The sequence below is a fragment of the Microcystis aeruginosa FD4 genome (assembly GCF_009792235.1).
Lineage (GTDB): Bacteria > Cyanobacteriota > Cyanobacteriia > Cyanobacteriales > Microcystaceae > Microcystis > Microcystis viridis.
Genome location: NZ_CP046973.1, coordinates 5,124,377 through 5,136,309, shown reverse-complemented (window position 1 = coordinate 5,136,309; position 11,933 = coordinate 5,124,377). Strand labels below are relative to the sequence as shown.

15 protein-coding genes are annotated in these 11,933 nt (G+C 42.0%); 10 read left to right on the top strand and 5 right to left on the bottom strand.

Translation table 11 applies throughout. The features are described from left to right. Positions 1–15 precede the first annotated feature (15 nt). The 3 genes from GQR42_RS28045 to GQR42_RS25485 all read right to left on the bottom strand — a co-directional run bounded on the left by GQR42_RS28045 (position 16) and on the right by GQR42_RS25485 (position 1,025). A complete protein-coding gene (locus tag GQR42_RS28045; protein WP_199273244.1) occupies positions 16–267 on the bottom strand; it encodes a hypothetical protein in 252 nt (83 codons plus the stop codon). A 54-nt stretch (positions 268–321) separates the two neighbouring features. Continuing rightward, positions 322–459, bottom strand: a complete 138-nt coding sequence (locus tag GQR42_RS28040; RefSeq protein ID WP_199273243.1) for a hypothetical protein — start codon at positions 457–459, stop codon at positions 322–324. A gap of 233 nt (positions 460–692) precedes the next feature. Continuing rightward, the gene (locus tag GQR42_RS25485; RefSeq protein WP_158202108.1) at positions 693–1,025 is read right to left on the bottom strand and encodes a DUF433 domain-containing protein; all 333 of its coding nucleotides are present in this window, start codon (positions 1,023–1,025) and stop codon (positions 693–695) included. A gap of 368 nt (positions 1,026–1,393) precedes the next feature. Here GQR42_RS25485 and GQR42_RS25480 point away from each other — a divergent pair, with 368 nt between their 5' ends. The 8 genes from GQR42_RS25480 (at position 1,394) to GQR42_RS25445 (ending at position 9,109) form a co-directional block, all read left to right on the top strand. Beyond that, positions 1,394–3,127: a peptide ABC transporter substrate-binding protein gene (locus tag GQR42_RS25480; protein WP_158202107.1), complete on the top strand. Its 1,734-nt coding sequence runs from the start codon at positions 1,394–1,396 to the stop codon at positions 3,125–3,127. Then, complete coding sequence (locus GQR42_RS25475; protein ID WP_158202106.1) at positions 3,128–4,084, top strand: ABC transporter permease; 957 nt, start codon at positions 3,128–3,130, stop codon at positions 4,082–4,084. 2 nt (positions 4,085–4,086) lie between these two features. Further along, positions 4,087–4,449: a VOC family protein gene (locus GQR42_RS25470; RefSeq protein WP_158202105.1), complete on the top strand. Its 363-nt coding sequence runs from the start codon at positions 4,087–4,089 to the stop codon at positions 4,447–4,449. A gap of 19 nt (positions 4,450–4,468) precedes the next feature. After that, on the top strand, positions 4,469–5,197 hold the full coding sequence (locus GQR42_RS25465) for a cytochrome c biogenesis protein CcdA (RefSeq protein WP_158202104.1): 729 nt from the start codon (positions 4,469–4,471) through the stop codon (positions 5,195–5,197). Between the two features lie 50 nt (positions 5,198–5,247). Then, positions 5,248–6,585, top strand: a complete 1,338-nt coding sequence (locus GQR42_RS25460) for a cytochrome c biogenesis protein (protein WP_158202103.1) — start codon at positions 5,248–5,250, stop codon at positions 6,583–6,585. Positions 6,586–6,689: 104 nt separating this feature from the next. Further along, the gene (locus GQR42_RS25455; RefSeq protein ID WP_158202102.1) at positions 6,690–7,544 is read left to right on the top strand and encodes a DNA-formamidopyrimidine glycosylase; all 855 of its coding nucleotides are present in this window, start codon (positions 6,690–6,692) and stop codon (positions 7,542–7,544) included. 224 nt (positions 7,545–7,768) lie between these two features. Then, the gene (locus tag GQR42_RS25450; RefSeq protein ID WP_158202101.1) at positions 7,769–8,293 is read left to right on the top strand and encodes a hypothetical protein; all 525 of its coding nucleotides are present in this window, start codon (positions 7,769–7,771) and stop codon (positions 8,291–8,293) included. A gap of 3 nt (positions 8,294–8,296) precedes the next feature. Then, a complete protein-coding gene (locus GQR42_RS25445; protein WP_158202100.1) occupies positions 8,297–9,109 on the top strand; it encodes an urease accessory protein UreD in 813 nt (270 codons plus the stop codon). Positions 9,110–9,130: 21 nt separating this feature from the next. Here GQR42_RS25445 and ispE read toward each other — a convergent pair whose 3' ends face one another. Both ispE and rsmA read right to left on the bottom strand, forming a co-directional pair. Next, positions 9,131–10,072, bottom strand: coding sequence for a 4-(cytidine 5'-diphospho)-2-C-methyl-D-erythritol kinase (ispE, locus tag GQR42_RS25440; protein ID WP_158202099.1), 942 nt, complete (start codon positions 10,070–10,072; stop codon positions 9,131–9,133). Positions 10,073–10,089: 17 nt separating this feature from the next. Then, the gene (gene rsmA, locus GQR42_RS25435) at positions 10,090–10,896 is read right to left on the bottom strand and encodes a 16S rRNA (adenine(1518)-N(6)/adenine(1519)-N(6))-dimethyltransferase RsmA (protein ID WP_158202098.1); all 807 of its coding nucleotides are present in this window, start codon (positions 10,894–10,896) and stop codon (positions 10,090–10,092) included. A 124-nt stretch (positions 10,897–11,020) separates the two neighbouring features. Here rsmA and crcB (GQR42_RS25430) point away from each other — a divergent pair, with 124 nt between their 5' ends. Together crcB (GQR42_RS25430) and crcB (GQR42_RS25425) are read left to right on the top strand one after the other, a co-directional pair. Further along, positions 11,021–11,434 (top strand): fluoride efflux transporter CrcB, encoded by a 414-nt coding sequence (crcB, locus tag GQR42_RS25430; protein ID WP_158202097.1) that lies wholly within the window; start codon positions 11,021–11,023, stop codon positions 11,432–11,434. A gap of 16 nt (positions 11,435–11,450) precedes the next feature. Next, positions 11,451–11,855 (top strand): fluoride efflux transporter CrcB, encoded by a 405-nt coding sequence (gene crcB / locus GQR42_RS25425; protein ID WP_158202096.1) that lies wholly within the window; start codon positions 11,451–11,453, stop codon positions 11,853–11,855. Positions 11,856–11,933: the final 78 nt, after the last annotated feature.

The following is an 11,933-nucleotide window of genomic DNA, read 5'->3' as shown; positions in this document are numbered from 1 at the left end:
ACCTAATAAAACGATCTACAGCCCGATAAATTTCGCCGCTACACCCAGCCAAGGTGCGATCACTTTAAAAACTTCCTGTCCAGTTTGCCACAGACTTTTTCCCGCCTCTGTGGTTTCTTTTCCCGTTTTCAGCGTCTCATTGACCTGTTTTAGATTTTGTCCCACTAAATCCTTACTCCCCCCTTCCTTTGCTGCTTCGCGCTTGGCAGGGCGCAGATAGTCTAGGAGTTCATCTTTCTGTTCTTGAGTAACAGATGAAGCTTTCACTGCTGTTTCCAGATTCTCCAACTGCTTAACCACCTCTGTATTGGTGATTTCCTGTTAGGTTTCCAAATTCCCTGATTGAGCTTGCTGGAGATCGCACCCCGCTTGAGCTTGTTGAACGAAACCGCTATTGACGGTTACACCGCTCATACTTTGCGCTTGCTTCGGTTGTTCCGGTTGTTTCTTGCCAAACATAATATTTTTTACCAAGAAGATTTATCCCTATATTAATCTGTGAAGTCATACTAAATCCCTTGAGTAACGCACAGAAAACGGGTTTCTCGGAGAAACCCGTTTTCTACTCATGCAAAAGCAATTTTGTAGGGTGCGTTAGGCGGCGATAACCTTGGAATGAAAAACCAAAATTAGTCATCCGCCGTAACGCACCAGTTAAGTATTATCAAAGTTCTCATCAACCAGAAGCTTAATCATGCTTGCCGCGCTGCTTTACGCAGAAGGCGATCTCGCAATCCCTGGGGGTCAAATCTCGCTTGATTGATTACCTGAATCTCCTCTGCTTGCTGTTGTCGCTGTTGCAAGTAGGCTGCTACTTCCGATTGGTGCTTGAGGTAAAAAGCGATCGTGGCGTAAACGTCAGCTAGGTTTAGTGATGGATAACGATTAACGATTTCCTCTGCTGTTGCGCCCTGATTAAATACAGACACTACAGTATCCAATGTGACACGAGTTTTTCCGACGAGAATTAAGCCGTCTTCATTGGCTTGCAGAGGAGCAGGTTCAGCCAGAATTGCTAAGGTCATAAGCATTTTCGTCGCCGTGCCTAGAATTTTATTGTCTAGTACAGTATCGCTATTATAGCACGATCGATTTAACTTGACTAGGAATGGATAAAGGCAAATAATCAATTAATCGATCGAGATCAAGACTCAATCTCTGATAATTTGTTATTGGTGGGTTAGGGAATCACCTAAGTCACCCTGTTGGCTCTCTTAGATATTGGGTGAAAAATGTTCACCATGTTACATTATGGGCGCAAGCTTTGCGCCCCTACCGCCGCGCGTGGTGTGATTGGTAGGGGCGTATAGCGTACGCCCTTTCTTCGATAAGATAAGCTTATCACCATAACTCCAAGAGAGTCACCCTGTTGAACTATGTCTTGTCATTAAAAATGTTTAAGCGCTCGCTTTTCTTGCCCCTGTTAATTTTATCCCTTAGTTGTACGCTGCTTTTTAGTGCTTGTCGTCAACAAACAGCTAATAATCCCCCAGCAACGACCAATAATAACACAGAAACTTTAAAACTTTTATATTGGCAAGCGCCGACGATTTTAAATCCCCATCTCTCCACGGGATTTAAAGACTCAGAAGCGAGTCGCATTACCTTAGAACCTTTGGCTAGTTTTAATGAAAAGGGGGAATTAGTTCCTTTTTTAGCGGCGGAAATTCCTACTATTGAAAATGGGGGAGTTGCCCGGCATGGTAAATCGGTGACATGGAAGCTAAAAAAAGATATTAAATGGTCAGATGGTACTCCTTTTACTGCCAAAGATGTCATCGCTACCTATAATTTTATTACCAATCCGAAAACTGGTTCTACTAGCGCTGGCAATTATGAAATAGTTAAAAGTGTGGAAGCGATCGATCCCCATACGGTTAAAATAACTTTTAAGCAAGTTAATCCCGCTTGGTCATTAGTTTTTGTGGGAACAGAAGGGATGATTTTACCCGCCCATCTCTATGAAAAGTATAGCAATGAAACGGCACGCCAAGCCCCTGCTAATTTATTACCAGTGGGAACTGGACCCTATAAAGTGGTAGAATTTAAACCGGGAGATACGGCAGTTTATGAACCAAATTCTTTTTTTACAGAAGCGGATAAATTAGGTTTTCAAAGAATAGAATTAAAAGGAGGAGGTGATGCAACTTCGGCGGCACGAGAGGTTTTACAGACACAGGAGGCGGATTATGCCTATAATTTGCAAGTAGAGGCTAAGGTTTTAAGTGATTTAGAAAAACCGGGTCGGGGTCAGTTAATATCTAGTTTCGGTTCTTTGATTGAACGAGTTTTATTTAATTTGAGTGATCCTGCTCAAGCTACTCCTGAAGGTGAGAGGTCTAGTATTAAGTTTTCCCATCCTTTTTTGAGTGATGCGAAAGTAAGAGAAGCTTTATCTTTAGCCGTTGATAGAGATACTATTGCTACGCAACTTTATGGTATTACTGGGAAAGCAACTCCCAATTTTATTGTGATGCCATCAGAATATAATTCTCCCAATACTCGCTATGAATTTAATCTAGAAAAGGCTAATAAATTACTAGATGATACGGGATGGAAAGATAGTAATGGTAATGGCACTAGGGATAAAAATGGGGTAGAAATGAAATTAGTTTTTCAAACCACTGTCAATCCTCTTCGTCAGAAAACTCAAGAAATTATCAAACAAAGTTTACAAGCGATCGGGGTAGGAGTAGAATTAAAAACTGTTGATGCCAGCATTTTCTTTTCTAGCGATCCTGCTAACGATGACACGGTAGAAAAGTTTTATGCTGACCTACAAATGTACACTACAGGTAATAATAGTCCCGATCCAAAAGCCTATTTTAAAACCTTTACCTGTAGCGAAATTCCCCAAAAAGCTGATGGTTGGGCCGGAGATAATTATGCTCGTTATTGTAATCCTGAATACGATAAATTATGGCAAGCTTTTAGTCAAGAATTAAACCCAGAAAAACGGCGAGAAATAGCGATTAAAATGAATGATATGTTAATTAATCATTTTGTGATTATTCCTCTGGTTCATCGTGCTGATGTGGTGGCAATTAGCAATAGTTTGTCGGGGGTTGAATTAACTCCCTGGGATAGAAATACTTGGAACATCAAAGACTGGAAGCGTAGTCAATAAATGCTCAAATATTTTCTGAGAAGATTATTATTTTCGATTCCCACTCTTTTAGCTATTAGTATGGTAGTTTTTGGCATTTTGGCCCTAGCACCGGGGGATCCGATGGGAGAATTTGCCGCTAATCCTGCTATTACGGAAGCGGTGCGAGAAAATATTCGCAAAAGTTTCGGATTAGAGCAACCCCTTCCTGTGCGTTATGTCAAGTGGTTGTTAGCATTTCTTCAAGGAGATATGGGCTATTCTTTCACCAGTCGCAGCCCAGTTTTTACCCTCATTTGGCAGCGTTTACCCACAACTATCTGGATTGTCGGTATTGCCTATATTTTCGGGGTTTTAATCGCTTTTCCTTTGGGCATAATTTCAGCAGTCAAGCGCTATTCTTGGTTAGACAAAATTATCTCTACTTTTTCCCTGCTTGGCTTTTCGTTACCCACCTTTGTGACGGGATTGTTATTAATTATTATCTTTAGTGTGCAGTTAAACTGGCTACCATCTTTTTATAAGAGTACACTAAAAATCAGTGATTTTAATAGTTTGATCGAGCAGGTGAAACAGTCAATTATGCCCGTAACTGTATTAAGCTTATATCAAGGGGCGATGTTGATGCGTTTCGTGCGTTCTTCCGTAACTGAAGAAATTCACCAAGAGTACGTTAAAACTGCCTTAGCGAAGGGACTAACTAATTTTTCTGTCCTCACTAAGCATATAGTTCGCAATGCTTTAATCCCCGTTGTCACCCTGATTGCTCTCGATATTCCCTCAATTTTTACCGGTGCTTTAGTCACAGAACAAGTGTTTCGTGTGCCGGGTATCGGTGCTTTATTAATCGATTCTATTTCCCGCAGTGATACCCCCGTAGTGATGGCGATTACCTTTATCTATGGGATTTTAATTGTTATCTTTAACTTAATTGCCGATTTAACCTATAGTTGGCTCGATCCGCGAGTCAGATATTAACTATGAACATCACAAAATCCTTACACACGGCGATTTTAGTCACGGAGCTAGAAAAAGCCATTAACTTTTACGAAAATGTTCTAGGATTGACTAGAATCGATCGCCCTTTGCAATACGATGGGGTTTGGTATCAAGTGGGAGATTATCAAATTCATTTAATTGTCGATAGCAATTACCAAAACTACCGTCCCAGTCCCGAAAAATGGGGACGTAATCCTCATATTGCCTTCGCTATTGATGACGTGACAGCCATGGTTAACTATCTAGAAAGTCAAGGTTATACAATTCAAATGAGTGCCTCGGGTAGAAAGGCATTATTTGTCAGTGATCCCGATGGTAATATCCTAGAAATGAGCCAAATTTAGCCTGAAAAATTCCCCCAATATGTTAGACCAATTACAGACTCAACTCTATCACCTTGAACAATACGCCGATCGCTTAGTAACTTCCCAACTAACGCACCTTAGTTTTGTCAGTATTGCCGTGATTTTTCTAGCGGGTTTACTCACCAGTCTTACCCCCTGTATGCTGTCGATGTTGCCGATTACCGTCGCTTATATCGGGGGTTACGAAAATAAAGGTCGTTTAGCGGCTTTTTGGCAGTCCACATGGTTTTCCCTAGGATTAGCTACCACCTTAGCGGGATTGGGACTAATTGCCGCTACTTTAGGAAAAGTCTATGGACAGGTGGGAATCGGTTTACCAATTATCGTCAGCGCGATCGCTATTTTGATGGGGTTAAACCTCTTGGAATTATTACCCCTGCGCTTCCCCTCCCTTGGTGCTACCGATTGGATTACCAGCGATTTTCCCCCGATTTTGCGGTCCTATCTTCTCGGTTTAACATTTGGTTTAATCGCCTCTCCTTGCAGTACACCTGTTCTAGCAACTCTATTGGCATGGGTGGCAAATACGGGGGATTTAAGCTTAGGAGGGGGATTATTGTTATCCTACACTGCCGGCTATGTTTTACCCCTAATTATCGTCGGTTCTTTTACTGCTTCGCTGAAAAGCTTTCTTTCCCTACGTCAATGGTCCGGGTGGATTAATCCTGTCAGTGGGGTTTTATTAATCGGTTTTGGAGTTTTTTCTTTATTATCCCGTCTGCTGTGATGGTGGAGAGTTATCATAGATAATTGGCTAGAATTGCAAAAGTTTTAACTATGACTATATCGGAGACAAATTTAAATAATACACCGCCTCAATGGGGACGTAAATTTATCCAGACTATTGCCGATCTGCGATTGGCAATTATTCTTTTACTTTTAATCGCTATTTTTAGCATTTCTGGGACAGTAATCGAACAGGGACAATCTCTATCTTTCTACCAAGCTAATTATCCTGAAAAACCCGCTTTATTTGGCTTTCTGACTTGGAAAGTTTTATTACTATTGGGATTAAATCATGTTTATAGCACTTGGTGGTATCTATCATTGTTAATTCTCTTCGGTTCCAGTTTAACCGCTTGCACCTTCCGACGACAATTCCCCGCTTTAAAGGCGGCAAGAAACTGGCAATTTTATCAACAATCTCGCCAATTTCACAAACTAGCTTTAAGTGCTGAATTAGAAACTGGTTCCCTAGAATCTCTCACCCCCTTATTAGAAAAAAGAGGCTACAAAGTTTTTCGAGAAAATAACAGTCTTTATGCGCGTAAAGGTCTGATCGGTAAAATCGGTCCGATTATCGTTCATGCAGCCATGTTAATTATTTTAGCAGGGGCGATCTGGGGAGCGTTAACGGGGTTTTTCGCTCAAGAAATGGTAGCTAGTGGCGATAGTTTTCAGGTTAAAAATATTATTGAAGCTGGACCCTTATCTAAAAATTCTCTCCCTAAGGATTGGGGGATTAAAGTTAATCGTTTTTGGATTGATTATAGTCCTCAAGGTGATATAGAACAATTTTATTCTGATTTGTCGGTGATCGATGATCAAGGACAGGAGATCGATCGCAAAACTATTCAAGTTAATCAACCTCTGCACCATAAAGGGGTGACTTTTTATCAAACCAGTTGGGGGATTGCTGGGGTAAAAGTACAGGTGAATAATAGTCCAATCCTACAGCTACCGATGGCTAGTTTAGACACCAAAGGTAATGGACAAATCTGGGGAACTTGGATTCCGACTAAAACCGATCTTAGTGAGGGAGTTTCTCTTTTAACCAGAGATTTACAAGGTACGGTAATTGTCTATGATGCTCAGGGAGATTTAACCGCTGCTGTACGAGAAGGAATGACGATTCCCATCAATGGAGTTAATCTAAAAATAGTCGAATTAGTGGGCAGCACAGGGTTACAAATTAAGGCAGATCCGGGAGTCCCTATCGTCTATTTAGGTTTTGCTTTATTGATGATGGGAGTGGTAATGAGCTACTTTTCCCATTCCCAAATTTGGGCTTTACAATCGGGCGATCGCTTTTATATTGGTGGTAAAACTAATCGCGCTCAAGTCAGTTTTGAACGGGAAATAATTGATACCATCGAAATGTTAAAGTTCAAGTAGAATTGACGTTAATTTGCTGTCGTTTCCCGATCAAAAGTTCTGTTTATCTATCTATTGCCTTTTGACTACCCTAACCAAGAACTTAATTTTGTCTAATCACTTATATGCCAGAATTGCCAGAAGTAGAAACGGTGCGTCGCGGGTTAAATCAAGTTACCCAGGGCAAAAAAATTATCGGTGGGGAAGTATTATTACAGCGTACCCTAGCCTACCCTAATTGCGAGGCAACTTTTCTGCAAGGAATTGCTCAGACTACGATTAGCAATTGGCAGCGCCGAGGCAAATATCTCCTCGCCAATTTAGATAATGGTAGCAGTATCGGGGTTCATCTGCGGATGACCGGACAATTGCTCTGGGTAAAAGATACCACTCCCCTGCCAATTCATACGCGCTTACGCTTCTTTTTTGCCAATCAGCAAGAATTGCGCTTTGTCGATACCCGCACTTTCGGGAAAATTTGGTGGATTGCCGCCGATAAAACCCCAGAAAGCGTGATTACTGGTCTCAAAAAACTGGGAATGGAACCCTTTGATCGCAATTTTACCGCCGATTACCTCTATCGTCACTGTCAAAAAAGTCGTCGTCCGATTAAAACTTTTCTCCTCGATCAAAATGTAGTCGCAGGAATTGGTAATATCTATGCGGATGAAGTTCTTTTTAAAAGTGGTATCCATCCCCAAACTGCCGCTAATCTCTTGAAAATTGAGCAAATAGACTTATTGACAAAAAACATTATTTCTGTATTGGAAACAGCGATCGCTGAAGGCGGAACCAGTTTTAGCGATTTTCTCCACGTGACCGGAGTTAATGGCAATTATGGGGCGATGGCCTGGGTTTATGGTCGTAATGGCGAAAATTGTCGCCTTTGCGGTGCAACTATTGCCAGAATTAAATTAAGTGGGCGCTCGGCTCATTTTTGTCCCCAATGTCAAGTCTCAACAGTAATCAGTAAACAGTAATCAGTAAACAGTAATCAGTAAACAGGGTTCTTTGTTACTTGGTATGGTTCAATAGGGTGGCATAAATCGACTAAATCCTTATCTGGCAAGAGTTCTATTGATTAGTTCGTTCTAGATCGAAAACAATTGACAAAAATCGCAGCAATGTCCTTCCCTATAAGGGATGAAACCCTTATAGGGAAGGACATTGCATAGCATAAACCGAAGCACCAAATTTACCCAAAATGCTTACTCCTCTCCTCTGGCAAAGTGCCAATCCCAACCCCGATAATCTGGAGAATTTCCCAATTATTAGCCAATGGTGGCAAGATTTAAATCTTAAGGAAGTCTTCTGGCAACAGCGTTTAATTCCCGATCCTGGCTCTCTGGAAGATATTAATTGGGAGCGGCAAGGTTTTGATGAAAAATTTAGCATCCAAATGCCCCAAATTCGGGGTATTACCCTCTATTGGCATAAATCTACTTTTGCTGACGAAAGAAGCATGACACCTAAACAATTAATTTTAGATCGGGAACGGGAGCAATTATATATTTATCCCCAGTCCCAACCTAGTTTAGTTATTCGGGTGACGAAACCCCATCTGGTTTATCAAAAATTCGAGCTAAAAAATCCTCTCCTGGTCGGCAAAAAAGCGGAAAGTGAATATATTTTACTGTTCAGGGATAAAGAACAGCAAATAGAAGTTAAAATTAATCTCAGTCCTGAAAATTATCGGCAATTTCTAGAAACCATGACTGAGGATCAATAAATAATGTGGCAGGGAAACCTAGAACTAATTTACACGCAAAAAAATCTCGCAACCCAGATTAATCACCTCTATGCTACCGCCCCTTTAAAAGTACAAAGACCTTTTTATCCCGAAGGAAAAAATCTTTGTCATACGGTGATTTTACACACGGCGGGGGGAATAGTTGGGGGTGATGTTCTTCAACAAAAAATTCATCTCCAGTCCGCTACTAATGCCCTGATTACCACTGCTTCTGCTGGAAAAGTTTACCAGAGTAATGGTCAGATAGCCCAGCAATTAATCGAGATTAAAATCGATGACAATGCCGGTTTAGAATGGCTACCCCAAGAAACAATTATCTTTAATGGTGCGGTATTTCGCCAACATTTACGAGTCGATCTAGGGGAAAATAGCAGTTGGTTGGGATGGGAAATTACGCGTTTTGGTCGCAGTGCGCGAGGCGAGAAATTTTTAGCGGGAGAATGGCATTCTAATTGGGAAATTTGGCGATCAGGACAACCTTTATGGCTCGATCGCTCCTGCCTGTTAGGTGGTAAAATGATCGAGGGATTTTCCGGTTTAAATGATCGTGCCATGATCGGTACTTTAGTTTATATCGGTCAACCGGTGGGAAGAAATTTGATTGAGAAAGTGAGAGATTTTTCCCTAGAAGGAGAGATGGGAGTTACTAGCACTTTAGGAGATGGTCTTTTGTGTCGTTATCGGGGTAATTCTAGCGGTGAAGTGCGACAATGGTTTCAGCAGGTTTGGCAAATTTTAAGGCGAGAAATGAGCGATCGAGAGGCAATTATTCCGCGAGTTTGGTTATCTTGGTGAAGGCGGTTAATTGTCATTTTCTCAAGTCACTTGAATGCCTGTATCGGTGATTGGAGCTATCCAAAATTGTAGATCGGGAGCGACGAGAATTTCCCGGGCCTCTTTAACGATGGTTTCCGCCACTTCCTGAGATGAACAGAGAGTAAAAACCGTCGGGCCGGATCCTGACATCATCGTTCCCAAGCCGCCTAAATCCCCTAGAACCTGTCTTAACTCGGCCACGAGGGGAAATTCGGGTAAAACCACCTTTTCGAGGTCATTATGGATAAATTTGCCGATAGCGGCCGGTTTTTTCTGGGCGATCGCTTGTACCAAAGCCCCAGAACTCACCTGCTGACGACGGTGATGAAATTCCTCTGGAGAAGACAGATAGGTATCTTGAAATTTTTGCCGATAGCTTTGGTAGGCCCAGGGTGTAGAAACGGATAAATGGTCGTATTTAGCTAAAATCACCCATAATCCAGTCAGAGGAGCGATCGGATCGAGAATTTCTCCCCTTCCCGTACAGATAACCGTTCCCCCTGTCACACAAAAGGAAGTATCGGAGCCCAATCTTGCCGCTAAAGTTTCTAATTCCGGACGGGTTAAACCTAATTCCCAGATTAAATCGATACCGACTAACACCGCCGCCGCGTTGGTGGACCCCCCCGCTAAACCGGCAGCCACGGGAATATGTTTCTCGATGGTGATATCGATGCCGCCGTAATTGGCAAAGAGACGGGGGAATTCCTTCGCCATCAAAGTGGCGGCGCGATGGGCGAGATTACTGCTATCTTGGGGGACGAGGGGATGATGGCAAAAGAGACGGAATTCCTGCAATCCGTTCGGCCGGAGAGTTATGCGATCGCATAATGCCACCGTCTGCATCACCATCACTAACTCGTGGAAACCATCAGGGCGATCGCCAACGATTTCTAGATATAAATTAATTTTAGCGGGAGCTAGAAGGGTATAACTGTGCATTTGTCAAGGAAAAAAATCTAAAATTTTGGCAATTGACCTAATTTTTCCGCCAAGTCAATCCATTGCGATAAACTGAGATCTTCGGCGCGAGCGAGGGGATTAATTTCTAATTGTGTCAGGATTTGGCTTAATCGATCGCTATCTAGACAATTTTTTAGATTATTGCGTAACATTTTGCGCCGGTTGGCAAAACCCCAGCTAATTAAAGTGGACAAAAAGGCAGCATTACTGACATTTTTCGGCAAAACACGGGGTAAAAGCTGAATTACCGCCGAATCCACCTGGGGAGGTGGGGAAAAAGACCGCCGGGGGACATCACAAATCCATTGACAATCGGCAAGGTATTGAATGCGGACGCTTAAAGCGCTGTAAGCTTTGGTGGAGGGGACAGCGACTAATCTTTCGGCGACTTCTTTCTGGACTAAGAGGGTAATACTCTGGTAAGGGGGGGTGCAGGGATGGGCGATCGAACCGAGCAGCTTTTCCAGGATCGGACCGGTGATATTATAGGGGATATTAGCCACTACTTTATTAACTGGCGGCAGTTGCTCGGGTTTAAGGGTAAGAAAGTCCCCTGGGATGAGATGAAAGTTATCTTGTTGGCCAAATTTTTTAGTTAAAATTGTCCATAGATCTCGATCGATTTCTACAGCGACCACCAATTGAGCGCCATCGAGAAGACGACGGGTTAAAATGCCTGTACCCGGTCCGATTTCTAATACCCGATCTTCTGATTGTAAATTAGCAGCGCCGATGATGCGATCGAGTATCGATTCATCTTTTAACCAATGTTGTCCAAAACGTTTACGCGGTTGAATTTTCATAGCTCTATTTTAAAATCAGAGGGTTGTCCTCGACAATAACACCCCTGAAAATATCGGCCATGCGATCGATAACCGCATCAATTATGATAGAGCCTAGACAAAGATAGCAAAAAAATTAGAGACAATGTCAGATTTGAACGATGTTTTCGCAATTGTAGCAGGAGCAGTTCCGGGGGCGTTATCTCGTTATCACATTACCGAATGGACAAAAGCAAAATTCGGCTTGCGCTTTCCCTATGGAACCTTTATTATTAATTTAACTGGCTGTCTAGCTATGGGCTTCTTTTTTACTATTTCACCCAGTTTTCCCTTTTATTCCCACGAACTAGATTTAATGGTTAGAACGGGATTTTTAGGGGCTTATACCACCTTTTCTACCTATAGTTTAGATATCTTGATACTCTGGCGCAATCAACAAAATTTTCTCAGTCTTTTTTTTGCCGTTGCTAGTATAATTTTCGGATTGATTGCCGTGAGAATCGGGGCAGCTATTGCCCAAGTTTTTCCAGTTGAATTCTCCAATTTATTGACTATTTAACGGCAGGACAGACACCATGGATTTTTTCGGGGGACGTTATGGTTTATTCGTGGCGATTGGGGCTATTTTTGGGGCTTTGAGTCGTTTTTATATCGCCGAATTAATTCAATATCTCTTCAGTCAAGAATGGGTATTTTTAGCTACATTTTTTGTCAATGTTTCTGGCTGTTTAATTATTGCCTATATCTTTACCATGGTTAAGGAAAATATTCGCATAATTGCCCCAGAATTAGGATTGATGCTTACCACGGGTTTTTCTGGTTCCTATACAACTTTTTCCACCTATAGTTTGGAGGTCAACAAGTTTTTAGAGCAGGGAAACGTGACCTTCGGTTTAATTTACTGGTTGGGCAGTGTTCTTGGGGGGATGATTGCGCTTAAAATTGGAGTTACTTTAGCAAGAACAGGTTTTCCTAGATGAATTATTAAGGGGGCAAAAATAGATAAGCATCTCTTAAACTTTACCCTGTCTTCACTTCCTATCGTTAAGGGAAATTTA

Excerpts from the sequence above, each read along its gene's own strand:
- GQR42_RS28040 (WP_199273243.1), bottom strand. The coding sequence starts at position 459 with ATGTTTGGCAAGAAACAACCGGAACAACCGAAGCAAGCGCAAAGTATG.
- GQR42_RS25485 (WP_158202108.1), bottom strand. The coding sequence starts at position 1,025 with ATGACCTTAGCAATTCTGGCTGAACCTGCTCCTCTGCAAGCCAATGAA.
- GQR42_RS25480 (WP_158202107.1), top strand. The coding sequence starts at position 1,394 with ATGTTTAAGCGCTCGCTTTTCTTGCCCCTGTTAATTTTATCCCTTAGT.
- GQR42_RS25475 (WP_158202106.1), top strand. The coding sequence starts at position 3,128 with ATGCTCAAATATTTTCTGAGAAGATTATTATTTTCGATTCCCACTCTT.
- GQR42_RS25470 (WP_158202105.1), top strand. The coding sequence starts at position 4,087 with ATGAACATCACAAAATCCTTACACACGGCGATTTTAGTCACGGAGCTA.
- GQR42_RS25465 (WP_158202104.1), top strand. The coding sequence starts at position 4,469 with ATGTTAGACCAATTACAGACTCAACTCTATCACCTTGAACAATACGCC.
- GQR42_RS25460 (WP_158202103.1), top strand. The coding sequence starts at position 5,248 with ATGACTATATCGGAGACAAATTTAAATAATACACCGCCTCAATGGGGA.
- GQR42_RS25455 (WP_158202102.1), top strand. The coding sequence starts at position 6,690 with ATGCCAGAATTGCCAGAAGTAGAAACGGTGCGTCGCGGGTTAAATCAA.
- GQR42_RS25450 (WP_158202101.1), top strand. The coding sequence starts at position 7,769 with ATGCTTACTCCTCTCCTCTGGCAAAGTGCCAATCCCAACCCCGATAAT.
- GQR42_RS25445 (WP_158202100.1), top strand. The coding sequence starts at position 8,297 with ATGTGGCAGGGAAACCTAGAACTAATTTACACGCAAAAAAATCTCGCA.
- ispE (WP_158202099.1), bottom strand. The coding sequence starts at position 10,072 with ATGCACAGTTATACCCTTCTAGCTCCCGCTAAAATTAATTTATATCTA.
- rsmA (WP_158202098.1), bottom strand. The coding sequence starts at position 10,896 with ATGAAAATTCAACCGCGTAAACGTTTTGGACAACATTGGTTAAAAGAT.
- crcB (WP_158202097.1), top strand. The coding sequence starts at position 11,021 with ATGTCAGATTTGAACGATGTTTTCGCAATTGTAGCAGGAGCAGTTCCG.
- crcB (WP_158202096.1), top strand. The coding sequence starts at position 11,451 with ATGGATTTTTTCGGGGGACGTTATGGTTTATTCGTGGCGATTGGGGCT.